This is a genomic window from Cyanobium sp. ATX 6E8, assembly GCF_024346335.1.
GTDB lineage: Bacteria > Cyanobacteriota > Cyanobacteriia > PCC-6307 > Cyanobiaceae > Cyanobium_A.
Window position 1 is genome coordinate 1 of record NZ_JAGQCT010000008.1, and the last position, 23,044, is coordinate 23,044.

26 protein-coding genes are annotated in these 23,044 nt (G+C 65.0%); 21 read left to right on the plus strand and 5 right to left on the minus strand.

The window, feature by feature from the left end:
• The first annotated feature begins 53 nt into the window (after positions 1 to 53).
• The 4 genes from KBY70_RS07970 to KBY70_RS07985 all read left to right on the plus strand — a co-directional run bounded on the left by KBY70_RS07970 (position 54) and on the right by KBY70_RS07985 (position 3,505).
• Positions 54 to 527, plus strand: coding sequence for an integrase core domain-containing protein (locus KBY70_RS07970; RefSeq protein ID WP_254988053.1), 474 nt, complete (start codon positions 54 to 56; stop codon positions 525 to 527).
• A gap of 586 nt (positions 528 to 1,113) precedes the next feature.
• Positions 1,114 to 1,515 carry a hypothetical protein gene (locus KBY70_RS07975; RefSeq protein WP_254988055.1) on the plus strand — a complete coding sequence of 134 codons (402 nt, stop codon included), beginning with the start codon at positions 1,114 to 1,116 and terminating at the stop codon, positions 1,513 to 1,515.
• Complete coding sequence (locus KBY70_RS07980; protein WP_094560898.1) at positions 1,512 to 1,817, plus strand: hypothetical protein; 306 nt, start codon at positions 1,512 to 1,514, stop codon at positions 1,815 to 1,817. Before KBY70_RS07975 ends, KBY70_RS07980 begins: the two co-directional genes overlap by 4 nt.
• Positions 1,814 to 3,505, plus strand: coding sequence for an ABC1 kinase family protein (locus tag KBY70_RS07985; protein ID WP_254988057.1), 1,692 nt, complete (start codon positions 1,814 to 1,816; stop codon positions 3,503 to 3,505). The genes KBY70_RS07980 and KBY70_RS07985 overlap by 4 nt, the downstream gene beginning before the upstream one ends.
• Before the next feature lie 42 nt (positions 3,506 to 3,547).
• Here the strand turns inward: KBY70_RS07985 and eno are convergent, their stop codons facing one another.
• Positions 3,548 to 4,843: a phosphopyruvate hydratase gene (gene eno, locus KBY70_RS07990; RefSeq protein ID WP_254988059.1), complete on the minus strand. Its 1,296-nt coding sequence runs from the start codon at positions 4,841 to 4,843 to the stop codon at positions 3,548 to 3,550.
• 140 nt (positions 4,844 to 4,983) lie between these two features.
• Between eno and gloA the strand changes: the two genes are divergently transcribed.
• The 8 genes from gloA to rplL all read left to right on the plus strand — a co-directional run bounded on the left by gloA (position 4,984) and on the right by rplL (position 11,661).
• Positions 4,984 to 5,376 (plus strand): lactoylglutathione lyase, encoded by a 393-nt coding sequence (gene gloA, locus KBY70_RS07995; protein ID WP_254988060.1) that lies wholly within the window; start codon positions 4,984 to 4,986, stop codon positions 5,374 to 5,376.
• A 12-nt stretch (positions 5,377 to 5,388) separates the two neighbouring features.
• The gene (locus tag KBY70_RS08000) at positions 5,389 to 8,100 is read left to right on the plus strand and encodes an ATP-dependent Clp protease ATP-binding subunit (RefSeq protein ID WP_254988061.1); all 2,712 of its coding nucleotides are present in this window, start codon (positions 5,389 to 5,391) and stop codon (positions 8,098 to 8,100) included.
• A 62-nt stretch (positions 8,101 to 8,162) separates the two neighbouring features.
• On the plus strand, positions 8,163 to 8,384 hold the full coding sequence (secE, locus tag KBY70_RS08005) for a preprotein translocase subunit SecE (protein ID WP_233128632.1): 222 nt from the start codon (positions 8,163 to 8,165) through the stop codon (positions 8,382 to 8,384).
• Positions 8,385 to 8,487: 103 nt separating this feature from the next.
• Complete coding sequence (nusG, locus tag KBY70_RS08010) at positions 8,488 to 9,105, plus strand: transcription termination/antitermination protein NusG (RefSeq protein ID WP_254988153.1); 618 nt, start codon at positions 8,488 to 8,490, stop codon at positions 9,103 to 9,105.
• Between the two features lie 105 nt (positions 9,106 to 9,210).
• On the plus strand, positions 9,211 to 9,636 hold the full coding sequence (gene rplK / locus KBY70_RS08015) for a 50S ribosomal protein L11 (protein WP_106632872.1): 426 nt from the start codon (positions 9,211 to 9,213) through the stop codon (positions 9,634 to 9,636).
• Positions 9,637 to 9,723: 87 nt separating this feature from the next.
• On the plus strand, positions 9,724 to 10,431 hold the full coding sequence (gene rplA / locus KBY70_RS08020) for a 50S ribosomal protein L1 (RefSeq protein ID WP_094560884.1): 708 nt from the start codon (positions 9,724 to 9,726) through the stop codon (positions 10,429 to 10,431).
• Between the two features lie 243 nt (positions 10,432 to 10,674).
• Entirely contained in the window at positions 10,675 to 11,202 is a 528-nt protein-coding gene (gene rplJ, locus KBY70_RS08025) for a 50S ribosomal protein L10 (protein ID WP_094560882.1), read from the plus strand.
• 69 nt (positions 11,203 to 11,271) lie between these two features.
• Positions 11,272 to 11,661: a 50S ribosomal protein L7/L12 gene (gene rplL, locus KBY70_RS08030; protein ID WP_094560880.1), complete on the plus strand. Its 390-nt coding sequence runs from the start codon at positions 11,272 to 11,274 to the stop codon at positions 11,659 to 11,661.
• 264 nt (positions 11,662 to 11,925) lie between these two features.
• On the opposite strand, the gene KBY70_RS08035 is transcribed toward rplL, so the two are convergent.
• A complete protein-coding gene (locus KBY70_RS08035; protein ID WP_094560878.1) occupies positions 11,926 to 12,684 on the minus strand; it encodes a DUF3747 domain-containing protein in 759 nt (252 codons plus the stop codon).
• Positions 12,685 to 12,762: 78 nt separating this feature from the next.
• Here KBY70_RS08035 and KBY70_RS08040 point away from each other — a divergent pair, with 78 nt between their 5' ends.
• The 6 genes from KBY70_RS08040 (at position 12,763) to KBY70_RS08065 (ending at position 19,372) form a co-directional block, all read left to right on the plus strand.
• Positions 12,763 to 13,482, plus strand: coding sequence for a ribonuclease H (locus tag KBY70_RS08040; RefSeq protein WP_254988154.1), 720 nt, complete (start codon positions 12,763 to 12,765; stop codon positions 13,480 to 13,482).
• Between the two features lie 8 nt (positions 13,483 to 13,490).
• Complete coding sequence (locus KBY70_RS08045; protein WP_254988062.1) at positions 13,491 to 14,663, plus strand: quinone-dependent dihydroorotate dehydrogenase; 1,173 nt, start codon at positions 13,491 to 13,493, stop codon at positions 14,661 to 14,663.
• Between the two features lie 17 nt (positions 14,664 to 14,680).
• On the plus strand, positions 14,681 to 15,583 hold the full coding sequence (locus KBY70_RS08050; RefSeq protein ID WP_254988064.1) for a hypothetical protein: 903 nt from the start codon (positions 14,681 to 14,683) through the stop codon (positions 15,581 to 15,583).
• Positions 15,580 to 16,269, plus strand: coding sequence for a PilN domain-containing protein (locus KBY70_RS08055; RefSeq protein WP_254988065.1), 690 nt, complete (start codon positions 15,580 to 15,582; stop codon positions 16,267 to 16,269). The genes KBY70_RS08050 and KBY70_RS08055 overlap by 4 nt, the downstream gene beginning before the upstream one ends.
• Complete coding sequence (locus KBY70_RS08060; RefSeq protein ID WP_254988066.1) at positions 16,269 to 17,036, plus strand: hypothetical protein; 768 nt, start codon at positions 16,269 to 16,271, stop codon at positions 17,034 to 17,036. The genes KBY70_RS08055 and KBY70_RS08060 overlap by 1 nt, the downstream gene beginning before the upstream one ends.
• A gap of 227 nt (positions 17,037 to 17,263) precedes the next feature.
• Positions 17,264 to 19,372, plus strand: a complete 2,109-nt coding sequence (locus KBY70_RS08065) for a general secretion pathway protein D (RefSeq protein ID WP_254988067.1) — start codon at positions 17,264 to 17,266, stop codon at positions 19,370 to 19,372.
• Positions 19,373 to 19,447: 75 nt separating this feature from the next.
• On the opposite strand, the gene KBY70_RS08070 is transcribed toward KBY70_RS08065, so the two are convergent.
• A complete protein-coding gene (locus tag KBY70_RS08070; protein ID WP_254988068.1) occupies positions 19,448 to 20,203 on the minus strand; it encodes a pentapeptide repeat-containing protein in 756 nt (251 codons plus the stop codon).
• Between the two features lie 196 nt (positions 20,204 to 20,399).
• Here KBY70_RS08070 and KBY70_RS08075 point away from each other — a divergent pair, with 196 nt between their 5' ends.
• The 3 genes from KBY70_RS08075 to KBY70_RS08085 are packed head-to-tail and all read left to right on the plus strand — an operon-like array spanning position 20,400 to position 22,211.
• The gene (locus KBY70_RS08075; RefSeq protein WP_254988155.1) at positions 20,400 to 21,497 is read left to right on the plus strand and encodes a pyridoxal phosphate-dependent aminotransferase; all 1,098 of its coding nucleotides are present in this window, start codon (positions 20,400 to 20,402) and stop codon (positions 21,495 to 21,497) included.
• A 19-nt stretch (positions 21,498 to 21,516) separates the two neighbouring features.
• Positions 21,517 to 21,786, plus strand: coding sequence for a FitA-like ribbon-helix-helix domain-containing protein (locus tag KBY70_RS08080; RefSeq protein ID WP_254988069.1), 270 nt, complete (start codon positions 21,517 to 21,519; stop codon positions 21,784 to 21,786).
• Complete coding sequence (locus KBY70_RS08085; RefSeq protein ID WP_254988070.1) at positions 21,783 to 22,211, plus strand: type II toxin-antitoxin system VapC family toxin; 429 nt, start codon at positions 21,783 to 21,785, stop codon at positions 22,209 to 22,211. Before KBY70_RS08080 ends, KBY70_RS08085 begins: the two co-directional genes overlap by 4 nt.
• A gap of 41 nt (positions 22,212 to 22,252) precedes the next feature.
• On the opposite strand, the gene KBY70_RS08090 is transcribed toward KBY70_RS08085, so the two are convergent.
• Positions 22,253 to 22,483 carry a DUF86 domain-containing protein gene (locus tag KBY70_RS08090; RefSeq protein WP_261356033.1) on the minus strand — a complete coding sequence of 77 codons (231 nt, stop codon included), beginning with the start codon at positions 22,481 to 22,483 and terminating at the stop codon, positions 22,253 to 22,255.
• 34 nt (positions 22,484 to 22,517) lie between these two features.
• Positions 22,518 to 22,826, minus strand: a complete 309-nt coding sequence (locus KBY70_RS08095) for a nucleotidyltransferase family protein (protein WP_254988071.1) — start codon at positions 22,824 to 22,826, stop codon at positions 22,518 to 22,520.
• Positions 22,827 to 23,044 lie beyond the last annotated feature (218 nt).

Here is a 23,044-nt window from a genome sequence, read left to right on the forward strand (position 1 = left end):
CAAGGCCCACAGACGGATCCAGAGATCTCCTGAGGGCCGAATACCCGCACCACGTGTGGGCGATCGACTTCCAGTTCGACCAGACGATGGATGGCCGCACGCTCAAGTTCCTGAACGTGATCGACGAATTCAGCCGGGTCTGCCTGGCAATTCGGGTGGGCCGGCGCTGTCAGGCTGTGGATGTGATCGACACGATCGAGGAGCTGCTGAAGCTGTATCCAGCGCCCACCCACCTGCGGATGGACAATGGCCCTGAGTTCATTGCCCATGCCCTGCAGGAGTGGTGCACAGGCAGCGGTATGGGAACGGCGTATATCCCGCCGGGCTCACCCTGGGAGAACCCATTTGTGGAGTCGTTCAACGGCCGATTTAGGGACGAGTTCCTGAACATCGAACTGTTCACCACGGTGCAGGAAGCCAGGCTGTTGGCAGGACAGCACCGAATGGAGTACAACGTCTACAGACCGCATTCGGCGCTCCAGGGGCGTACGCCCCTGGAAGTCCTCCAGCAATGGAAAGCGGCTTGATCACCCCATCAGCTCTCATAAGAACTGGACCAGTAAAGGGGGTCACGTCACGTGGGCGATGGGGCGCTTGTGTAGAACCTTCGCCACAGGGGTGCTTCCTGCCCTCGGCAAGGCGCAAAATCCTGCCGTTTGCTTACGGAACGCTTACAGCGGTCACCGTGTGGCAAGGGATTTCAGGAACGCTTACGGTATGCTTACGGTAACCTAAGAACCTCAAAACCCTGTTGTGGCAATGGTTTTTGTATTACGTTGGCACTAACGCCGATTACACGACGTAGGAGCTGGGGCTTTGACATTGCGGACCATGCGCAGCGTTGGCGCTTTTGAAACCAAAACCCGCCACGACAGGCCGCCCGTTGATCTGGGCAGCACCAGCCAAGCTCTGCAGCGATTCAGCCAGGGGCAAACCCTTGGCTGTCTCCCTGTTCAGGAGCTGCGGGATGCCGCACGCCGATGACGATGGCTGAAGCCCGAAACGCTCCGCCCTGGCCAGGCCTTCCCTCTTAGGGTGAACCTCATGGCACACGCCCAGGTCGCTGCTCCCGCTCCTGCTCGCCCTCGGTCACACTGGCAGGTGCCATTGGTGGTGGGTGTTTGCTTTGGCTTTGGCTACGGCATCACCCACCGGCTGCTTGCCCTGCAATTGCCTTCATTGGTGCGGTTGGGTCAGGGCTTTGAGATGAGGCCCTTTCCCGGCATCACGCTGGAGAGCCTGCGGCTGCGGTTTGGCGCAGACAATCAGGAGATTCGCGGCGATTTGGATCTGCTGGAGCTGGAGAACAAGCCCACGGCTGATCCACCGGCGGCAAAGCCTGAGGATCAGCCCACCCCCGATCCAGGGGCTGGCTTGCGTGAGGCCCCTCTGGACCCGGCGCCGCTTCCGATGCCCCGGCCGACAGCTCCTGTCCCCCGCTTGGAGGCCCCACCGCCGCCCCAGCTGCCGAGTGCGGATCTGCCACAGTTCTCCCCAGAGGCCGGGCCGCGATGAGTGCGCCGCAATCGTTAGTGCAGGCCGCCGTGCAGCGACTGGGGGTTCGGCTGGGCAGCGGTCTCGTCGATGCAGCCGCCAACCTGGCCCTGCTCGCCCAGGATGCGCCCGAGCGGCTGCGCCAGGAGCTGCAGTTGTTCTGGGAGGAGGTGGAAGCCGAGGCGGCCCGGATCGAACGGGGGGAGGCAGAAGGGCCTGAAGCGGCCCCGACCGCCGCTGGCCCTCTCGATCCCCAGGATCAGATCGATGCCCTGCGCGCTCGGGTGGCGGCACTGGCGCGACGTCTGGACCAGCGTTCGTGATTCTGCGGCCGCTGCGCATCTGGTGGTTGGCCCTGGCCCTTGTGCTGGGGCTGTGGTGGGACGGTCAGGATTGGACCTATCCCGGTGGCGTCACCCTGGAGCGCCGGCAACGGCGTCAGCGTCGCCGGGCCCGCTGGCTCACCCAGGAATTTCTGGCCCTGGGCTCGGCCTTCATCAAGTTGGGTCAGTTGTTGTCGGCCCGGCCGGACGTGATGCCCGCGGAGCTCGTCGAGGAGTTGGCCACCCTCCAAGACCGGGTGCCCGCCTTCCCCTTCACCGTGGTGCAGGACCTGCTGGAGCAGGAGCTGGGTGAGCGCTGCGCTGAAATCATCGACCTTGAAGCCGAACCACTCGGTTCCGCCAGCCTGGCCCAGGTGCATCGCGCCAGCCTGCGCAGCGGCCGTCAGGTGGTGCTCAAGGTGCAGCGCCCTGGCCTGGAGCGCACCTTCCGGCTGGATCTGGAGGTGCTGCAGCAGGTGGCCGCCGCGGTGCAGCGCCATCCCCGCTGGGGCCGCGGCCGCGACTGGATCGGCATCGCCCAGGAGTGCCGGCGGGTGTTGCTGCGGGAGCTCGACTTCCGCCTCGAAGCGGAGCATGCGGCCCGCTTCCGCCAGCAGTTTCTTGATGATCCCGGCATCCGCATTCCCGCAGTGGTGTGGGAGCTGAGCACCCGGCGGGTGTTGTGCCTCGACTACGTGCCCGGCATCAAGATCACCGACCGTCAGGCGTTGCTCGAGGCCGGCATCGTGCCCGCGGCGGTGGCCGAGAAGGGTGCGGCCAGTTATCTGCAGCAGCTGGTGCGCTTTGGCTTTTTCCACGCCGATCCCCACCCCGGCAACTTGGCCGTAGCCCCCGACGGAGCGCTCATCTACTACGACTTCGGCATGATGGGCCAGTTGTCGGGTCAGCTCCGGGGCCGCCTGGGCACCATGGTGCGCGCCGCCGCGGCCCGCGATGCCAGCGGCCTGGTGGCGGAACTGCAACAGGCTGGGGTGATTGCCCCTGGCGTCGATCCCGGGCCGGTGCGCCGCCTGGTGCGCGTGATGCTCGAGGAGGCCCTGACGCCCCCCTTCTCCGCCAACGTGCTGGAGCGGTTGTCGGGCGATCTCTACGACCTGGTCTACGGCCAGCCCTTCCGCCTGCCGCCAGAGCTGATCTTCGTGATGCGGGCGCTCTCCACCTTCGAGGGGGTCGGCCGCAGCCTCGATAGCGGCTTTAGCCTGGTGGCGATTGCTCGTCCTTACCTGCTTCCTCTGATGACTTCAAGCGGTTCGGGAAGCGGTGTGGGCGGTGGCAGTGGCGGCAGTGGCGACCGCTTCGGCAGCGAATTGTTCAATGAGATTTCACGGCAGGCCGCTGAGGTAGGCAGCCGCGCCCTGGGCATCCCCAAACGCCTCGACGACAGCCTGGCCCGCATCGAGCAGGGCGATCTGCAGGTGCAGATCCGGGCCGGAGAAACTGATCGGCTGCTGCGCCGGCTCGCCCTGGCCCAGCAGGCTGCTGGCCAGTCGATGCTGCTGGCAGGGCTGGCGGTGGCTGCGGCCCTGCTGGCAGCCAGTGCGCGGCCAGCTTTGGTGGCGATCCCCCTTGTGGCTGGCCTGCCCCTGGGCCTGAGCTGGCTCAAGCTTCAGGGCCGGCTCAAGCGCGATGGGCGCCTGGATCAGTTGCCTGGGGTGGGCCAGGGCTGATCCTTCGCACTGTGGATCAGCACCGTGGATCAGCTCCGTGGATCAGGCCTTGCCGCGGGGGCCCCGATCCTCGGCGCCGGCGTAGATCGCCTGGCTGCCCAGCTCGTCTTCGATGCGCAGCAGCTGGTTGTACTTGGCCACCCGATCGGAGCGGCTGAGGGAGCCCGTCTTGATCTGGCCAGCCCGGGTGGCCACGGCCAGATCGGCGATGGTGGTGTCTTCGGTTTCGCCGGAGCGGTGGCTGATCACGCTGGTGTAGCCGGCGCGGCCGGCCAGATCGATCGCCTGCAGGGTTTCGGTGAGGGAGCCGATCTGGTTCACCTTGATCAGGATCGAGTTGGCCACACCCAGATCAATGCCGCGCTGCAGCCGGGCGGTGTTGGTAACAAACAGGTCGTCACCGACGAGTTGCACGGTTTTGCCCAGTTTTTCGGTCAGCAGGGCCCAGCCGTCCCAGTCGTCCTCGGCCACGCCATCCTCGATCGACACGATCGGGAAGCGGCTCGCCAGTTGGGCCAGCTGGTCGACCATCTCGGCGCTGCTGTAGCTGCCGCCGCCGAAGGTGTAGCGGCCGTCCTTGTAAAACTCCGTGCTGGCCACATCCAGGGCCAGGGAGATCTGGTCGCCGGGGCGGTAGCCGGCTTTTTCGATCGCCTGGATCAGCAGCTCACCGGCGGCATCGTTGCTGGCCAGGTTGGGGGCGAAGCCACCCTCATCACCCACGGAGGTGGACAGGCCCTGGTCGTGGAGCAGGCCCTTGAGGGTGTGGAACACCTCAGCGCCCATGCGCAGGGCTTCGCGGAAGCTGCTGGCGCCGTGGGGCACCAGCATGAACTCCTGGAAGTCCATGTTGTTGGAAGCGTGGGCGCCGCCGTTGATCACGTTCATCAGCGGCACCGGCAGCAGATTGGCCAGCGGGCCACCCAGGTAGCGGTAGAGGGGCAGGCCCACGCCGTTGGCGGCAGCCCGGGCGGTGGCCAGGCTCACGGCCAGCACGGCATTGGCGCCGAGGCTCGACTTGTTGTCGCTGCCGTCCAGTTCGGCCATGGCGCCATCGACGGCGCTCTGATCCAGGGCGCTGAGGCCGCACAGGGCCGGGGCGATGCGCTCTTCGATGTTGTTGACGGCCTGGGTCACCCCCTTGCCGAAGTAGCGGCTGCCGCCATCGCGCAGCTCGTGGGCTTCATGGGCGCCGGTGCTGGCACCGCTCGGCACGATCGCCCGGCCGCTGGCACCACCCTCCAGCAGCACCTCGGCCTCCACGGTGGGCGTGCCGCGCGAATCGAGCACCTCCCGTGCCACCACGGTGTCGATCACAAGGTCGAGGGAGTCAATCACGTTGGCGCGCCACGGCTGTCTGATTGGCGATCCTATGGGGCACCCCCTCCGCTCCTTTTGTGCCACTCGGTACAACGGCTGAAGTTGCTGGCCAGAATGGGAGTTCGTGAGTCCTGGTTGATGCTCGGCCGGGTTGATTGATGCGCATGCTGCACACCATGCTCCGGGTGGGAGATCTGGAGCGTTCCCTCTCCTTCTATACGGAGGTGCTGGGCATGCAATTGCTGCGCCGCAAGGATTACCCCTCCGGGCGCTTCACCCTGGCCTTTGTCGGCTATGGCGATGAGGCCGACAACACCGTGCTGGAGCTCACCCACAACTGGGACACCAGCCAGTACGACCTTGGCAGCGGCTACGGCCACATCGCCCTGGGGGTGGATGACATCCAGGCCGTTTGCGACGCCATCCGCGTCAAGGGCGGCAAGGTGGTGCGAGAACCCGGGCCGATGAAGCACGGCACCACGGTGATCGCCTTTGTGGAGGATCCCGATGGCTACAAGGTGGAACTGATCCAGCTCTCGTCCCGCGGCTGACCCCGCAAGCCCATGCGCGCCGATCCAGTGCCCTCCAGCCTCACCAGCGATCCCGATCGTTTCAGCGACGACGCCTGGGAGCTGCTCCTGGCCGCCCAGGACACGGCCCGGCGCTGGCGTCATGGCGCCATGGACGTGGAGCACCTGCTGCAGGCCCTGCTGCTGGAGCGGCGCTTTGGCTGCTGGCTGGATCGCCTGCCCCTCGATCCCGATCGCCTGTTGGATCGGCTCGAGAGCTTCTGCGCCGACCAGCCCGGTGGCAGCGGTAGCGAGCTCTACATCGGCGATGCCCTGGAAGACCTGCTCGAGGACGCCGACCGCTGCCGGGCCGCCTGGGACGCGCGCCTTTTGGAGGTGCCCCATCTGCTGGTGGCCCTGGTGCGGGAGCCCCGCATCGGTGCCTCTCTGCTGGGGCCGGAGGGTCTCAGCGAAGACCTGTTGCTGCGGCAGTTCCGGCCCAGTGGGGCTGCGGCGGCCCCGGTGTCTGCACCGCCCCCAGCTGCCCCCGCGGCACCTCCCGACGCCTGGATCGATACCGCCACTCCCGCCCCGCCACCGGCAGCAGCGCCCAGCGCCGAGCTGCGGTTGGAGCAGGAGCCGCTTGAGCCCAGCGCCCTGGAGCGCTACGGCCGCGACCTCACCGCAGCGGCCCGCGCCGGTGAGCTCGATCCGGTGATCGGCCGCGACCTGGAGATGCGCCGCCTGATCCAGGTGCTCTCCCGCCGCAGCAAGAACAACCCGGTGCTGATCGGCGAGCCCGGCGTCGGCAAGACCGCCGTGGCCGAGCTGCTGGCCCAGCGGATCGTGGCCGGTGAAGTGCCGGATTCGCTCCAGGGTCTGCGGCTGGTGGCGCTCGATCTGGGCGCTCTGATCGCTGGCGCCAAGTTTCGCGGCCAGTTTGAGGAGCGCCTGCGGGCCGTGCTCAAGGAGGTGCGCGACGCCGATGCGGTGCCGGGTGCCGCAGGGGTGGTGCTGTTCATCGACGAGCTGCACACGGTGGTGAGCAACGACCGCTCCAATGCCGATGCCGGCAGCGTGCTCAAGCCGGCCCTGGCCCAGGGCTACCTGCGTTGCATCGGCGCCACCACTCCCGAGGACTACCGCCGCAGCATCGAGAAGGATCCGGCCCTGGAGCGCCGCTTCCAGCAGGTGTTGATCAAGGAGCCCGGCCTCGACATCAGCGTGGAGATCCTGCGGGGGCTCAAGGAGCGCTACGAGCTGCACCACGGCGTGGCGATCACCGATCCGGCCCTGGTGGCGGCCGCCCGGTTGGCCGACCGCTACATCACCGACCGCTGCCTGCCCGATTCGGCCATTGATCTGGTGGATGAGGCCGCAGCCCAGCTGCGCATGGAGGTGACCTCCAAGCCCCAGCTGGTGGAGGCGGCCGAGGCCGAGCTGCGCCGGGTGGAGCTGGCCCTGCTCTCGGCCGAGGCGGCGCCGCTGGAGGAGCGGGTGCAGTGGCAGGAGCAGCGCCGCCAGGCCACCGAGGCTTTGCAGCGGGTGCAGCAGCGCTGGCAGGCCGAGCGGGAGCGGCTGGCGGAGCTGCGCGACCTGCTGCAGCAGGACGAAGACCTGCGCCACGCCATCGCCGAAGCCGAGCGCGACGGCGACTACGAGGAGGCGGCTCGGCTGCAGCACGACCAGCTCAATGCCCTGCAGCAGCGCCGCGAAACCCTCGAGGCGGAGTTGCAGGGGGAAACGATCCTGCGGGAGCAGGTGGAGGAGGGCGACATCGCCGATGTGGTGGCCCGCTGGACCGGCATTCCGGTGCAGCGGCTGCTGGCTGGTGAGCGTCAGAAGCTGCTGGAGCTGGAGGCCAGCCTGGGCGAGCGGGTGGTTGGCCAGCCGGAGGCGGTGGCGGCGGTGGCCGCGGCGATCCGGCGGGCCCGGGCGGGGATGCAGTCGCCCACCCGGCCGGTGGGCTCCTTTCTGTTTCTGGGCCCCACCGGCGTGGGCAAAACCGAGTTGGCCAAGGCCCTGGCGGCGTCTCTCTTCGACGAGGACGACGCCCTGGTGCGGCTCGACATGAGCGAATTCATGGAGCGCAACGCCGTGGCCCGGCTGGTGGGGGCGCCCCCCGGCTACGTGGGCTACGAGGAGGGTGGCCAGCTCACCGAGGCGGTGCGGCGCCGGCCCTACGCGGTGCTGCTGCTCGATGAGGTGGAGAAGGCCCACCCGGAGGTGTTCAACCTGCTGCTGCAGGTGCTCGACGACGGCCGGCTCACCGATTCCCAGGGCCGCACCGTGGATTTCCGCCACACGGTGGTGATCATGACCAGCAACCTGGCCAGCCGCGCCATCCTCGAGAGCGCCCGGGCCGATTCCTCACGAGCTGAAGAGCAGCAGACCTGGCTTGACCAGCAGATCGACCAGGCGCTGGCGTCCCAGTTCCGGCCGGAATTCCTCAACCGGATCGACGAGGTGATCCGCTTCCGGCCGCTGGGGCCGGCGGATCTGCAGCGGATCGTGCGCCTGCAGCTGGCCGAGCTGGCCCGCCTGCTGGCGGAGCAGCACCTGGAGCTGGAGGTGCCGGAGCCGGTGGTGCAGGCCCTGGCCGAGCAGGGCTATGAGCCCGAATACGGCGCTCGGCCCCTGCGGCGGGTGCTGCGCCGTCAGCTGGAGAATCCCCTGGCCACCGAGCTGCTGGCGGAGCGCTTCAGCGGCGCCCGGGGTGTGCGCGTTGAGCCCGGCACTCCCTTGACCTTTGTGCCCCTCGGGTAGGGTGGCCGTTTGCCGATACGCGCGGACGTCCCCGTGCGCCAGCGCCCGTGGATTCCGACGCCATCAATCCAGATTCCCCTACCCCTGATCAGCCCACACCGCCAGCCGAGCCCCAGGGCTTTGCTGCCGCCACTCTGGCGGAATTGCGCAAGGTGGTCTGGCCCAGTCGCCAGCAGCTGTTCAGTGAATCGGTGGCCGTGATCTTGATGGTGAGTCTCTCGGCGGCGGCGATCGCTGCGATTGATCGCTTCTACGGCTGGGCCGCCCTTCAGGTGTTTCGTTGAGCCTGTGTCCCGTTAAGGCCAGTGCTTCGTCAAGTGTTTCGTTGATCCCGTTCCTTTCTTGAGCCCCGTGTCCGAGCCCCTGTCTGAGAGCCCCCTCGACGTTCTGGAGCCTGCAGCAGAGGCGCTGGAGGTGCCCGCCGCCAGCGGCGAAAAGCTCCAGGTGGCCCGCTGGTACGCCGTGCAGGTGGCCTCCAGCTGTGAGAAGAAGGTCAAAGCCACCCTTGAGCAGCGGGCCGTCACCCTCGGCGTGGACAACCGCATCCTGGAGATCGAGATCCCCCAGACCCCGGGGGTGAAGCTCAAGAAGGATGGCTCCCGCCAGAGCACGGAGGAGAAGGTGTTTCCCGGCTACGTGCTGGTGCGGATGATCCTGGATGAGGACACGATGATGGCGGTGCGCAGCACCCCCAACGTGATCAATTTCGTGGGGGCGGAAGAGCGGCGTGCCACCGCCAAGGCCCGGGGCCACATCAAGCCCCGCCCCTTGAGCCGCTCCGAGGTGGACCGGATTTTCAAGCGGGCCGCCGAGAAGAAGGCCGTCGTCAAGGTCGACCTCACCGAGGGCGATCAGATCCTGGTCACGGCCGGTCCGTTCAAAGACTTCCAGGGCGAGGTGATCGAGGTGAGCGGCGAGCGCAACAAGCTCAAGGCCCTGCTCTCGATCTTTGGCCGGGAAACCCCGGTGGAGCTGGAGTTTTCCCAGATCAGCAAACAGAGCTAGGCCTCGGCCCAGCTCAGCGGCCGTCTCCCTGCGGAGGACGGCCGTTCAGTCCACACCTCCGGCGATGGGGGTGATCCGCAGAATTTGCCCCAGTAGCCCGAGACGATGGCCAAGAAAGTCGTTGCCGTTATCAAGCTGGCCCTCCAGGCCGGCAAAGCCAACCCTGCACCGCCGGTGGGCCCTGCCCTCGGTCAGCACGGCGTCAACATCATGGCGTTCTGCAAGGAGTACAACGCTCGGACGCAGGAGAAGGCCGGTTATGTGATTCCGGTTGAAATTTCGGTCTTCGAAGACCGCAGCTTCACCTTCATCACCAAGACCCCTCCCGCTTCCGTGCTGATCTCCAAGGCAGCCGGTATCGAGAAGGGTGCCGCCACCTCCGCCAAGGGCAGCGTCGGCGCCATCAGCCGCGCCCAGCTCGAGGAGATTGCCAAGACCAAGCTGCCCGACCTCAACTGCACCAGCGTTGAATCGGCCATGCGCATCATCGAAGGCACCGCCCGCAACATGGGCGTCGCCGTCAACGATTAAATCCCCAAACCCATCCACCCTTAGCCGGGGGAGATCCAGGCAGCCCTGAGGGGCCCCATTCTGAATCGCTCGCACCCCATTCCCACCATGCCCAAAATTTCCAAGCGTTTTTCCGCGCTCAGCGCCACGGTTGAAGACCGCAGCTACACCCCCCTCGAGGCCATTGAGCTGGTCAAGGCCAACGCCAACGCCAAATTCGACGAGACCCTGGAGGCCCACGTGCGCCTCGGGATCGACCCCAAATACACCGACCAGCAGCTGCGCACCACCGTGGCCCTGCCCCATGGCACCGGTCAGTCGATTCGCATTGCGGTAATCGCCCGCGGTGAAGCTGTGGCCGCTGCCAAGGCAGCCGGTGCCGACCTGGCCGGCGACGACGAATTGGTGGATCAGATCGCCAAGGGCGAGATGGATTTCGACCTGCTGATCGCCACCCCCGACATGATGCCCAAGGTGGCCAAGCTGGGCCGGGTGCTGGGTCCCCGGGGTCTGATGCCGAACCCCAAGGCCGGCACTGTCACCACCGATCTGGCTGGTGCCATCAACGAGTTCAAGGCCGGCAAGCTCGAGTTCCGCGCCGACCGCACCGGCATCGTGCACGTGCGCTTCGGCAAGGCCAGCTTCGATGCGGCCAAGCTGCTCGACAACCTCAAGGCCCTGCAGGAAACCATCGACCGCAACAAGCCCAGCGGTGCCAAGGGCCGCTACTGGAGGAGCCTCTATGTGACCTCCACCATGGGCCCCTCGGTGGAAGTGGACTTCTCGGCCCTGCAGGACATCAAGCAGGAGGGTTGAATTGCTGTGGTGTAGGGTGGCTAACTGGCTTAGGCCAGAAGGGCACGCGCCCTACCCCAGACAGCAGGTGGGTTCACGCCCATAAGTCCTGCCGAGGTTCACGCGACTGGTTTGGTTCTCCGCCGCGGCTCAGCTGATCGTCAGCTGGATTGCATCGGGTGTTGAACAGGCCGCGGCCTCGAGCCCCCTCCAGGGGCGTCAGGGCCGCGTACCCGGCTTGTTCCCCCGATCCGTTCCTTCCCTATGGGCCGCACTCTGGAGAACAAGCAACAGATCGTCGAAGAGCTCAAAGGGCTCCTCGGCGAGGCCGAAATGGCGTTGGTCCTTGATTTCAAGGGCCTGACCATCAAGGAGATGTCTGATCTGCGGACCCGTCTGCAGGCCAGCAACGGTGTGTGCAAGGTGACCAAAAACACCTTGATGCGCCGGGCCATTGATGGCGATAGCGCCTGGTCGAATCTCGATTCCCTGCTCACCGGCACCAACGCCTTCGTCCTGGTCAAGGGCGATGTGGGTGGTGCGGTGAAGGCCGTGCAGTCCTTCCAGAAGGACACGAAGAAGTCGGATGTGAAGGGTGGCCTTTTCGAAGGCAAGCTCCTCTCTCAGAACGACATCAAGGCCATCGGGGATCTGCCCTCCAAGGAGGTGCTCATGGCCCAGATCGCCGGTGCGATCAATGCCGTGGCCACCAAGCTGGCTGTGGGCATCAACGAGGTTCCGTCCGGCCTTGCCCGGGCGCTCAACCAGCACGCCGAATCCGGCGAAGGCTGATCGCATTTCGCGAGTTCGAGCTCCCTCGATCCGACTGTTCACAAACAGATCTGTTGCTGATTCCCAACCATGTCCGCTACTACCGACAAGATTCTCGAATCGCTGAAAACCCTTTCGCTGCTTGAGGCTTCCGAGCTCGTCAAGCAGATCGAAGAGGCTTTCGGTGTGTCCGCCGCTCCCGCCGCTGGCGTGATGATGGCCGCCCCCGCCGCTGGCGGTGGTGGTGCTGAAGCCGCCGAAGAGAAGACCGAATTCGACGTCATCCTCGATGGCTTCGAAGATACGGCGAAGATCAGGGTGCTGAAGGCTGTCCGCGAGGCCACCGGCCTCGGCCTGGGCGAAGCCAAGGCTCTGGTGGAAGCCGCTCCTAAGGCCATCAAGGAAGGCATCGCCAAAGCTGAAGCCGAAACCATCAAGAAGTCCGTGGAAGAAGCCGGCGGCAAGGTCACCATCAAGTGATCGCTGGGGCCGCTTGCGGCCCTGCCTCGTCCGTCGACAGCTCCTCTGTCTCCTCGCCGGCCCCTTCCAGGGCCGGCTTTTTGTTGGGGGATCGAGCCAATAAAAAAGCCCCGCCGAAGGCAGGGCTCTGAGTTGGAACGATTCTGGGAGTCTGTCCTCGTTTCGACCCCGGAAGAGCGTTCCCACTCCTCACACGAGGGAAACTTAACGGCTGCTTTCAGGGTCCATGAGGGGCGGGAGGACTCTCTGGCAACTGTCACGGGGTTATTGGTTGCTGAAGGGGATCACGGGCAGCCGGATCGGCCCCGGGCCCAGGTTTTGAGCCACCAGGCTGGGTGGGGCCACCGGCGGCTGCAGGCTGGCGTGGAACATCTTCTGGCCGGGGCCTCCCGACGAGGAGCTTCTCGCTTTGGCGACCAGCTCCGGCAGAGGGCTGGCGTTGGCGAAATAGATGTGGCTGAGGGTCTGCTCGCCATAGGCCCGCCGCTGCAGATCCCAGCCTGGCTCGAGCTTCAGCGCCACGAAGCCATCCCGTTCGCGTGCGGGCACCTGGGCCCGCCCCACCACCAGCACCGTGGGATCGCTGGTGGTGCTGGCCTCCAGCTGCAGTTCGGTACCGCTCTGGCGCAGCTGCAGCCGGTAGCGGCTGGCCAGATCCTGATCGGCGATGCGCAGGGAGTAGCCGTTGCTGTCGAGGTAGCGGCTGCAGATGCCGGTGAAGTTGAAGCGGTTGAGAGCCGGATCGACCAGGCCGTCGGGGCGCTGCTCCCAGCAGAGGGGCTGGGTTTTGATCTGCTCGAGCACCAACAGGCTCCAGGCGCTGTTGCCCACCGGCCGCGCCAGCACGGCAAAGCGGCTGGCATCAAGCGGGCGGCTGTTGAACACGTTGGCGGCCTGGGCCCAGGGGCTGAGTGCGGCCACGCCAGCGCCGGCTAGCCCTGCAGCCGCCAGGGCCAGGTAAGTTCGAGCCAAGAGTCGTCCTGTTGTTCGACCCACGGACGGGCCCGGGGTGGAGGAGTCCATGGCTGGGCGCGACAGTGGGTCAGGGATGCTCTTTAGCGAATTTTTTGGGGTTGTCCAGTGGCGGCTAAGCCGGTGAACGTGGTGGCTGCGGCCTGTGATGGCGCCTGCAGCGGCAACCCTGGCCCCGGGGGCTGGGGAGCCTTGCTGCGCTTTGCCGACGGCTCGGTGCATGAAATGGGCGGGGCCCACCCGGCCACCACCAACAACCGCATGGAGCTCACCGCGGCCCTGGCCCTGCTGGAGGCCCTCAAGGCCCTGCCCCGTGATCCCCGGCTGACGATCCGCACCGACAGCCGCTATTTGATCGACGGCTTCGGCAAGTGGATCCAGGGCTGGAAGCGCAAGGGCTGGCGCACGGCATCCGGTGGGGCGGTGCTCAACCGGGATCTGTGGGAGCAGCTCGACCAGGCCCGGTTGCCGGGCGTGGAGCTGGTGCATGTGAAGGGGCATAGCGGCGACCCCGACAACGACCGCTGCGATGCCATCGCCGTGGCCTTTTCCCGCGGCCTGATGCCGGCCATGGCCGCCGGCGAGGTGCTGACCACCGCCCGGATCGAGGCGGATGTGCCGCCCCCAGGCTTGCAGCAGTTGCTCTCCCGCCTGGAGCTGGCCGAACGCTTCGCCGCCCAGGGCTACGGCCTCAGCCTGGTGGAGCTGGCCCAGCTGGTGGAGCAGCCCCTGCAGCAGCTGGAGCGCCGCAGCAGCCCCTGGCGCTGGCGCGACTGGCAGGTGCTGCCCCTGGAGGGCGGCCGCTGGCGTTTGCAACGCGACGCGGGAGGATTGGGCGACCGGGAGTAGGCGGGGAGATGGCGGATTCAGGCACCGCAACCAACACGGGCGCGCTCTACGGGCGCTTGGTGGGGCCGCTGCTCAGCCGGGATGACGGCGCCGATGCGGAGCAGCTCAGCCAGCTGACGCTCACGGCCTTGGCCCAGGCTTCGTTGCGGCGCCAGTGGCCCCTGGTGAGTGGCGCCCTGGCCGGTCTGGCCGCCGAATTGCAGCGGCCCGATCCCCGGCTGGAGCAGAGCCTGTTTGGCTGCCGCTTTGCCAATCCGGTGGGGCTCGCGGCCGGCTTCGACAAGAACGGCGTCGCCGCGGGGATCTGGCACCTGTTCGGCTTTGGTTTTGCGGAGCTGGGCACGGTCACCTGGCACGGCCAACCGGGCAACCCCAGGCCCAGGCTGTTTCGCCTGGCGGCGGAGCGGGCGGCGCTGAACCGCATGGGCTTCAACAACGACGGCGCCCAGGCCTTGCGCCGCACCCTGGAGCGTCAGCAGCTCCCCGCCCCGGGCCGGCGCCCGGCTGTGCTGGGCATCAACCTCGGCAAATCGAAGATCACCTCGCTGGAGCTCGCCCCCGACGACTACGCCTCATCGCTGGAGCTGCTCGCCCCCCTGGCCGACTACGCGGTGATCAACGTGAGCTCGCCCAACACGCCAGGCCTGCGGGAGCTGCAGGAGGAAACCCTGCTGCGGCGCCTGGTGGAGCGGCTGCGGCGGCTGCCCGCCTGCCCGCCCCTGCTGGTGAAGATCGCTCCCGACCTGGAGGACGACGCCATCGATGCGATCGCGCGCATGGCCTACGAGGAGGGCCTGGCTGGTGTGATCGCCGTGAACACCAGCCTCAACCGCCTGGGGCTGGAGCGGCGCCGTTTGGCCCAAACGGGCCAAACGCTGGCCGAGGCGGCCGGCGGCCTGAGTGGGGTGCCGCTGCGGGCCCGGGCCCTGGAGGTGCTGCGGCGATTGCGGGCCACGGCGGGGCCAGCCCTGCCCTTGATCGGAGTGGGAGGCATCGATTCAGCCGAGAGCGCCTGGGAGCGGATCACGGCCGGCGCTTCGCTGGTGCAGCTCTACACGGGCTGGATCTACGGCGGCCCGGCCTTGGTGCCCGAAATCCTTGAAGGGTTGGTGACCCAACTCGAGCGCCACGGACTGTCCCATGTGGGCGAGGCCGTGGGCTCGGGGCTTCCCTGGCGCTGAAAGTTCGGTAGGTTCCCTTGAACAATCCGATCCGATCGTTGGTACTGGCGGGACTCCAGGAGACATGGCGCCCCCTCCGTGCCCAGCTGTTCCCCAAGCTGGTGATGGTCGATCTGTCCGAGCAGTTGGTGATCGGCCAGCCGGTGAAGCGGGGCAGGCCGCAGGAGCCGATCTGGACCGCTCCCATCCCGGCACTCACCTGCCGGGATGGGGTGCCGCAGCTCAAGGATGCGGTGGGGGATTTTTTGGGCGACCTGCTGCTGGAGTACGAGGGGATCGACGCCCAGCTGGTGGTGTCCCTGCCTCGGCAGGCGTCTCACTGGCGGGTGGTGGATTGGCGGGCGGGTCAGCAGCCGGGTGACTCGGTCGATGCCCTGCGCGCGCTGAATCCGGATCTGGGCTGGCCGTTTTCGCTGGAAGCGGCTTATCTGGATGTGCATCCCCTGCCGGGTCGTCCTGCCAGTTCGTTGGTGATCGCGGCGGAGCGGTCGGTGGTGGACGCCTGGGTGGAGGTGTTTGCGATCGCCGGCAGTACCCTCCAGCATCTGTTGCCGTCGCAGGTGTGCCTGATGTGGGGCCTGCGCGACGCTCTGGCGGCCACGCCTGCCGGCACCCTGGTGGCGCTGTTGCAGCCGCTTGATCAGCAGACCAGCCTGATCCTCTGGCACCAGGGCGTGCCCGAGTTTGAGCGGATGTTGCCTGGGCCGATGGTCGATCTGATCCCCGCCCTGCAACAGAGCTTGGCGTTTTACCGGAACCTGCAGGCTCCCGGCGCGCCGGTGCGGTTGTTGTTGGCGGCACCGCTGGAGGATCAGGCGTTGTTGGAGCCGGCGCTGGATCTGGAGGCCGAAGTGGTCGATCACGATGGCTTTGGCTCCCTCTGTTTGCAGGGCCTGGGCAGCTTGGAGCTGGTCCAATGACGACAACGCCAACCACCAGCCAGTTCGACCTGCTGCGCGAAAAACGCCAGGGCCTCAACCTGCCGGACCCTGTTCAGGCTGCCCTGCAGGGGCGTCAGCGGTTGGTGCAGGGCGTGGCAATCGGTGCTGCCCTGATCGGCCTCTCGCTGGGCATGGCTGTGCTCGTGTTGTTGCGCGCCTTGATGGTGAGCGCTGCGGTGGATCGCCTTGGCACGGTGGAGGCGGAGGTGCAGTTGTTTGAAACCCAGCTCACGGCGGCTCAGGGCAAGCTCAAGGTGGTGGAAAACGCCAATGCGGATCTGGTCAAGGGATTGATTGCGGTGCGTTCCGGATCGGCGCTGATGCGTGATCTGCAGCTGCGGGTGCCGGCAGGGGTGCAACTCACCGCTGCCACGGAAGAGGGGAGTGGCTACCGGCTCAAGGGGGTGTCGCGGGATCCCCAGGCCTTTGCCCGCATCAATGCGCTTCTGCTCCAGTTGAAGCGCTCCCCGTTGCTGGATCCCAATGGCGTCACCCTTGTCAAAGCGTCACGGGGTGCTGCGGGGTCAGGACCGGTGAGTTTTGAGTTGTTGGTGACCTTTCGTCCGCCGATCAGTCCGCCTGCGGAGAAGCAGATTCTCACCCAGCTCGGAGCGGAGGGCTTGGTGCGTCGCCTTGATCTGCTCCAGCAGGAGGGCTTGCTCTGATGACCAACCTTCAGGAGGGGGCTGATCGGAATGCCGCCCAGGTGCAGCAGCGCTTGCTGTTCGGGCTGCCGATCGGGGTGGGTGCGGTGCTGGCGGTTTTGGTGGTGGGTGTGGGGGTGGTTCCCCAGTGGTTGAAGCTGCAGTCCGACAGCGAACGACTGGCCCAGCTGGAGGACATCCAGGGCCGGATCCCCCTGCTGCGGGCCCAGATCGCCAAAACGGCGGAAAGCCAGGAGGCGGCGGAGCGCAAGCAGCAAAAGGTGCTGCAACTGATCGAAGGGAGTGGCGAATTGGTCACCTTCCTGGCCCAGCTGGATCGGGAGGCCAGCCGCCTCGGCGTGCAGCTGGATCTGTATGAGCCTGTGGCGGCACTGCCGCCTCCAGCGGCGGATGAGAAGACGGCTCAAAAAGGCGAGCAGCCGGCGGCGCCCCCCAAATCTCCCCTTGAGGCGGCTGGGCTGAAGGCCCAGCAGGTGCTGCTCACGGCCAAGGGGCCCTACCCCAATGTGTTGGCCTTTTTGCGCGCCACGGAAAAGCTGACTGTCTTGGTGTCACAAAGCAACTTGTCTCTGACTGCCGTGGAGCCTCCCAAGGCAGCCCCCCAGTCTGCGCCCCAGGGTGGCAATCAGGCGGGTAATCAAGGTGGCACGGTTGCACCAGCGGCTATCCCTGTGGCGGCGAAAACTGAGTTGAAATTGACGCTAACCTATTATCAGTCTGGCAATGCAGTGAGGCTCACACTTGTGCCGCCCAAGAAACAAACTTAGCAAGCGCCGACGTCTTGTTTGCTGCCCTGGCTTTTCAGAAATTGGTTCGGTAAGATCCGCACAAAGTTGTGTGAAGAACGTTGGGTAGGGATTGGGGTCGTCGTTTTGCTACGGCCGCTGCGGCAGCAGTTCTCCCTAGCTTTGCTGTTCTTGATGCTGCTGGCCAGGCCTCCCCGCGCCAAACCTCTGCCTCCTCCCGCGGCTCTGCTGCTGCCGCAGCGGGACCGATGCAGCTGCAGGTGCGTCGCCTGGGCAATGCGGTGGAGCTGGTGGTTGTGGGAGCTGGTCCTGCGCCTCAGTTGCAGCAGTTGGCGCAGCCCAACGGCTGGCAGGGTCAGCTCACCACGGCATCGCCGACGGGTCTGCGGGTTGGCCCCCAACGGCTATCGATGCCGGAGCTGGGGTTTCAGTCGGTCAGCCTTGATGGCTCGGGTAGCAGGTACAGCCTGTCGGTGACCCCGATGCCCGGGGTTCTCCTGGCACGTCCGGTGGTGAGTGCTGATGGTGTGAATCTGATTCTCACGTTTCCTGCTTCTCCGCAGGTTTCCCTGCAGACAAATCGGCTGGATTTAAGTCAGCCTGGGGCGGTGCCACAGCCCGCCTATGCGCCTCCGCTGCAGGCGAGGGCTGTTGCTCCGCCGTTGGGAGATATGGCTGTGGGGACGATGACACTTCGTAATCCATTGAATGTCGAAGTGAGTGGGCCACCGGTCACAATGACTTTAAAAAATGCACCTGCCAGAGATGCTTTAATGGCACTCGCTCAATTGGGTGGATATGGATTCGCTTTTTCTTCTGATTCAGGAAGAAATGAAACTACTTTGTCCGAAATTAGATCATATAGCTTTGGAACAGTTCAAGAGTCTAATACTACTAAGCCTGCCGGGGTCCAGGTGGATGGGAGCTACCCTGTCACTGTAGCATTTAAAGGTGAGAGCTATCAACGGGCTTTTAATTTCATCCTGGCCGTATCTGGCCTTCAGGCCAAAAAAGATGGAAATGTAATCATAGTGGGCCCCAGGGTGTCGGGATTGGCGTTAGGATCTCTTGTGTCCAAGGTTTATCGACTAAATCAAGTTAGCCCGAATGCCTCGGCCGAATATCTTGCCAATCTAGGCGCTTCAGTCACTAAGACGAACACCATAACGACTGCTGTTACGCAGGGGGTAAGTCAATCAAGCACCGTAAGTAATGCACCTTCTAGTGCTACTACTCAATCTAGTAGTCAGACTAGGGTGGAGGCCTATGGGGCTTCAGCTGGACCACTTATTGGCCTAAGGGCGACTACAGATACAAGGCTTGGGACTATAACTTTGGTAGGCAGTTCTTCTGTAGTTGTGGTCGCCGAGCAATATTTGCGTCAGCTTGATTTGCGCCAAAGGCAGGTGGCATTGTCGGTAAAAATATTAGATGTGAATCTTGACAATGATTCCGTTATGGAAAACAGCTTTGCAATTAGGTGGGGCAATAACTTCATTGTCAATGATGGTGGCGAGCTGCTCGGAGCTTTCGGGAATAATTTGCCACCTAGCTACAATCCTTTGACTGGTTTTAGCTCCGCCGAATCAAATCCTGGTACGGCTTATCCAAAAAACCAGTTTTACGACTTTCTCAGGGCCCAAATTATTTCTCAAAGTACTAAGCTTTTGGCAAGTCCAACTTTAATTCTTCAAGAAAATCCTGCTGAGCTGCGTGCAGCTGAAAGTGGTTCTTCGAGTGGTAGCGGCTCTGGTCAAAGCCAGGGAGGATCATTAGATGAGTATAGTATTGATTCGCCAATTGGCCGCCGCAGGGCTAACGAGGGGGTCGTCAGGGTTGGCACCAATGTGATTACCCAGTACCAAGTTAATAATGCGGCAAACTCTGCTGGTGCCAGCAATATAATCACCTGTCAGCCCACCCTTTCCACGGCTGGACTTGTTTTAGGGGCCCGTATCGAGAAGATTGATGATAATGGCTTTGTCACTTTTGCTTTGTCTCCCAGTGTTTCTGCTGTAACGGATCGTGAGCCAGTCCCCGGCTGCGGAAATATTGATATTTTGAGTGTGCGGAGATTGGATACGGGTGCGCTACGGGTGCGAGATGGTCAAACGTTAATCATGACGGGTGTGATCTCAGAGTTTGATCGTGCTGAAGTCAGCAAGTGGCCTGTTCTTGGTGATATGCCCCTGATTGGTTCTTTATTCCGCTCTAGTGGGACTCGCCGCGAAAAGCGAGAGTTGGTGATCATGGTGACGCCAAAAATCATTAATGATGTAGAAGGTGGTGTCTATGGCTACGGCTATCAGCCTTCAACTCCTGATGCTCGCAGCTTTATGGGGGCATCGGGGTATTAGAAAATGACGGGTATGCCCAAGCGGTGGCTGGCGGTACTCACCGCCTCTGAGTTCGGCCCCGCACTTTGAGAGCCCTTACAGGCCCATTGGCAGAAAGGCCTTGGCCGCCAGCGGGGCCAGAAACTGAAAGGCGGCGAGGGCGCCACTCAGGGCTTTACTGCCCGCTCCGTTGCCGTCGGGGGTGTTCGGCTTGGTTGATGCCACCACTGTGTTGGCAGCTTGCTTCAATTGCAACGCCTGCTCCTGCTCGCCGCGTTCTCCATAGAGGCTCGCGGCGTAGTTGAAATCGTTGGCGGCGAGTTCGCTCTTGCCCTGCTCACCGCGGCAGATCCCCCGGGCCACCCAGCTGATGGCGGCGGCGGGTTCTTTGCTGATAGCTGCGCTGAACAATGTTTCCGCTTCTGGATAGCGGCCCTGCTGGGCCGCCTCGGCACCAGCGTTGTGCAATTCCGCGTAACTTAGTTGTGTGGGCTCGATGCCCGTGGCCCGTTGCCAGTGGCTGCGCGATAGGGCTCCTGGGTCCAGCAGGGCACCACTGAGATCGGCCTGGCGTAGATCGGTGCCATCCAGCCGCGCGCCGCGCAGGTCGGCACCGCGCAGGGAAGCCCCCATCAAGCTCGTGAAGCTCAGATTGGCGCCGCTGAGCTGGGCGCCATCCAGGCGGGCCTGCCCCAGGTTGGCCCGTTGCAGCTGGGCCTGGCGTAGATCGGCGTCGCGCAGATCCGCGTGCACCAGATCCGCATTCTGGAGCTTGCAGCCACGGCATCTGCGGGTGTCCAGCAGCTTGAACAGGTCGGTCGAATCCGCCTTGGCGCCAGGCGCCATCAGCATGGCCACAGCAGCGAGCAAACTGGCGGTGGCGCTCAGCAGGTGCCCTTGACCTGGCAACGTCGGAGGCACTATGCGGCTTGGCATGGCATTCGTGCCTGTTGCAACGGCTTATAGCGCAGGATTTCGCCTGTTTCCCCGGCGGCACAGGCCTGATCGCCTCGCACTCGCCGCCGGCACTTAGCTTTCGGCCATGCCGATGCCGCCCTCCGAGCGCCATGGCGGCAATCTGGCCGCCACCGCCGCGCGGCTGGGTTGCCGGCCCTCCCAGCTGCTGGATGCCAGTGCCTCCCTGGTGCCCTTCGGGCCGCCCTGGGCCGTGCGCGTATCCCTGCTGAAGGCGGCGCTGGGGCTTGCCGCTGGCTCGCCGCTGCGGGCCTATCCCGACCGGCCCGCCACTGGCTTGCGCGCAGCCCTGGCCCAGCTGCATGGGGTGGAGCCCGAGTCGGTGCTGCCGGGCAACGGGGCGGCGGAATTGTTCACCTGGGCAGCGCGCGATGCGGCGGCGGCCGGCTTGAGCGTGCTGCCCCAGCCGGGCTTCGCCGACTACCCCCGCGCCCTGGCCTGCTGGGGCGGAGCCTGGCGATCGCTGCCGTTGCCGCTGCAGGCCGGCGCGGGGCCGCAGCCGTTTCCGGCGGGTGCGGCGGCGGGTGCGGTGCTGTGGCTCACCAACCCCCACAACCCCACCGGAGCGCTGTGGAGCCGCGCCTCCCTCGAGCCCTTGTTGGAGCGCTTCGCCTTGGTGATCGCCGATGAGGCCTTTCTGCCGCTGGTGCCAGGCGGGGAAGCCCAGAGCCTGATTCCGCTGCTGCAGGCCCACCCCAACTTGGTGGTGATCCGCAGCCTCACCAAGCTGTGGTCGATCGCCGGCCTGCGTCTTGGTTATGCCCTCGGCCAGCCGGAGCGACTGGCGCGCTGGGCCCGTTGGCGCGATCCCTGGCCGCTCAACGGTCTGGCGGTGGCGGTGGGCGAACGGTTGTTGGGCGATCCGCTGGCCTACGGGCGTTGGTGCCGCCGGGTGCAGCGCTGGACAGCCCGTGAGGGCGCCTGGCTCTCAGCCCGGCTGCAGACGTTGCCGGGCATCATGCCGCTGCCGTCGGCCGCCAACTTTCTGTTGATTCGCGGCGACGCGTCCCTGGTGCCGCTGCGCGAGCGCCTGGAGTGCCGTCACCGCATCCTGTTGCGCGATTGCCGCTCCTTCGACGGACTGGGCGAACGCTGGCTGCGGATCGGTTATCAGAGCCGCCGCGACAACCGGCGCATGATTCGGGCCTTGCGGCAGGAGCTTGTTCGCTAGCGTTGATTGCATTGCATGCATGTCCGTGGCAACGCTGACGATTCGCAACCTGGATGAGGCCACCAAGGCGCAGCTGCGTCTTCAGGCAGCACGCCACGGCCGCTCGATGGAGGAGGAGGTGCGCACGATCCTGCGCGAGGCCTTGTTTCGCGGGCCATCCAAACCCAGTGGGCTCAGTCGCCAGGGGCTTGGCCAACGGATTCATGCCCATTTCGCCCCGCTGGGTGGCGTTGAACTGGAGCTGCCCGACCGCAGCTCGCAGCCGCAGCCGGCGGATCTTGGGGCGTGATCGGCGTGATCGTCCTCGACACCAATGTGCTCTCCGAGCTGATGCGTCCTCGGCCCAACCCCCAGGTGCTGGCTTGGGTGGATGGTTTGGATCCTGGCCTCGTAGCGATCACGGCCATGAATGAAGCGGAGATTTTGCACGGCATCAGGCGGCTGCCGGATGGCCGTCGTAAGGCTGCTCTTCAGCAGTGCTGGGACGAACTGGTGGCCGACATCTTTGCTGGCCGGGTCTGGCCCTTCAGCAGCGAAGCTGCCCATTGGTATGCCGATCTCTTGCGCACCCGTGAACGGTTGGCGCGGCCCATGGCCACAGCTGATGCGGTGATTGCGGCCACGGCCCTCGCCCATGGCGCCCAGCTCGCCACCCGAGATGGGGCCGACTTCGCTGATGTGGGGCTTGACGTAATTAATCCCTGGGCTGGCTGATCATCGCGGCCACCCGTTGCCTCAACAGGCGGTGGTCCTCCTCATTGGCCCAGCAGTTGGCTCAACACTGCCTGGAGGGGCGGCAAGTCCAGTTCCACGGTGCGCCAGACCCTGACGAGATTCACCTTGAGGTAGTCGTGGATGAGCACATCACGCATGCCAGCGATCTGACGCCAGGGAATTGCAGAGTTGGCATCCCGCAGCTCGGTGCTGAGGTTCTTCGTGGCTTCACCGATTACCTCCAGATTGCGGATCACGCCGTCCTGGATCAGTCGCGAATGCTTTCGAGGTAGAGGCGGTCCTTGTTCACAGGGCCAGGGCCTGCTCCAGGATCTGAGACCGAATCAGTGGATGCAGTGTCTCCGCTTCTGTGACGTCCACCGAACAGCCCAGCAGGTCCTCCAGGTCCTGGCGCAGACTGATCAGCCCTAGCAGAGACTGCTCTTCTGGGAGATCGACCAACAGGTCAAGATCGCTGGCGGGATGTTCATGGCCCGTGGCGATCGATCCATAGATCCGCAGATTTGAGGCACCATGGCGCGTGGCGACGGCCAGCACCTCCGGCATGAGAGCAGTCAGCCGCTCTCGGATCGTGGTGTCCACTGAACTGGTCATAGCGCCAGATCGATCTGTTCAGTATCGGCTGAATCAACAGGTCTGCCAGGCATGCTGCGCTTGCCGAGTAGGCCCTACGGACATCAGCTGGAGCCTCTGACGGCAACAAGCCGAAGGTCACCGTCTAGGAGCTTTCCCAGCAGCCCGAGCCGCTGCAGGATTCGACCCACCTGGGCAGGCGCCAAGTGGCGGCAGTGTTTGTTCGCGAGCTCTGGTTA

What these genes read in the sequence shown, in the direction of transcription:
- KBY70_RS07980 (WP_094560898.1), top strand. Translation starts at nt 1,512, where the DNA reads ATGAGTGCGCCGCAATCGTTAGTGCAGGCCGCCGTGCAGCGACTGGGG.
- gloA (WP_254988060.1), top strand. Translation starts at nt 4,984, where the DNA reads ATGCGCATGCTGCACACCATGCTCCGGGTGGGAGATCTGGAGCGTTCC.
- KBY70_RS08000 (WP_254988061.1), top strand. Translation starts at nt 5,389, where the DNA reads ATGCGCGCCGATCCAGTGCCCTCCAGCCTCACCAGCGATCCCGATCGT.
- rplK (WP_106632872.1), top strand. Translation starts at nt 9,211, where the DNA reads ATGGCCAAGAAAGTCGTTGCCGTTATCAAGCTGGCCCTCCAGGCCGGC.
- rplA (WP_094560884.1), top strand. Translation starts at nt 9,724, where the DNA reads ATGCCCAAAATTTCCAAGCGTTTTTCCGCGCTCAGCGCCACGGTTGAA.
- rplJ (WP_094560882.1), top strand. Translation starts at nt 10,675, where the DNA reads ATGGGCCGCACTCTGGAGAACAAGCAACAGATCGTCGAAGAGCTCAAA.
- rplL (WP_094560880.1), top strand. Translation starts at nt 11,272, where the DNA reads ATGTCCGCTACTACCGACAAGATTCTCGAATCGCTGAAAACCCTTTCG.
- KBY70_RS08035 (WP_094560878.1), bottom strand. Translation starts at nt 12,684, where the DNA reads ATGGACTCCTCCACCCCGGGCCCGTCCGTGGGTCGAACAACAGGACGA.
- KBY70_RS08045 (WP_254988062.1), top strand. Translation starts at nt 13,491, where the DNA reads ATGGCGGATTCAGGCACCGCAACCAACACGGGCGCGCTCTACGGGCGC.
- KBY70_RS08055 (WP_254988065.1), top strand. Translation starts at nt 15,580, where the DNA reads ATGACGACAACGCCAACCACCAGCCAGTTCGACCTGCTGCGCGAAAAA.
- KBY70_RS08060 (WP_254988066.1), top strand. Translation starts at nt 16,269, where the DNA reads ATGACCAACCTTCAGGAGGGGGCTGATCGGAATGCCGCCCAGGTGCAG.
- KBY70_RS08065 (WP_254988067.1), top strand. Translation starts at nt 17,264, where the DNA reads ATGCAGCTGCAGGTGCGTCGCCTGGGCAATGCGGTGGAGCTGGTGGTT.
- KBY70_RS08070 (WP_254988068.1), bottom strand. Translation starts at nt 20,203, where the DNA reads ATGCTGATGGCGCCTGGCGCCAAGGCGGATTCGACCGACCTGTTCAAG.
- KBY70_RS08075 (WP_254988155.1), top strand. Translation starts at nt 20,400, where the DNA reads ATGCCGCCCTCCGAGCGCCATGGCGGCAATCTGGCCGCCACCGCCGCG.
- KBY70_RS08080 (WP_254988069.1), top strand. Translation starts at nt 21,517, where the DNA reads ATGTCCGTGGCAACGCTGACGATTCGCAACCTGGATGAGGCCACCAAG.
- KBY70_RS08095 (WP_254988071.1), bottom strand. Translation starts at nt 22,826, where the DNA reads ATGACCAGTTCAGTGGACACCACGATCCGAGAGCGGCTGACTGCTCTC.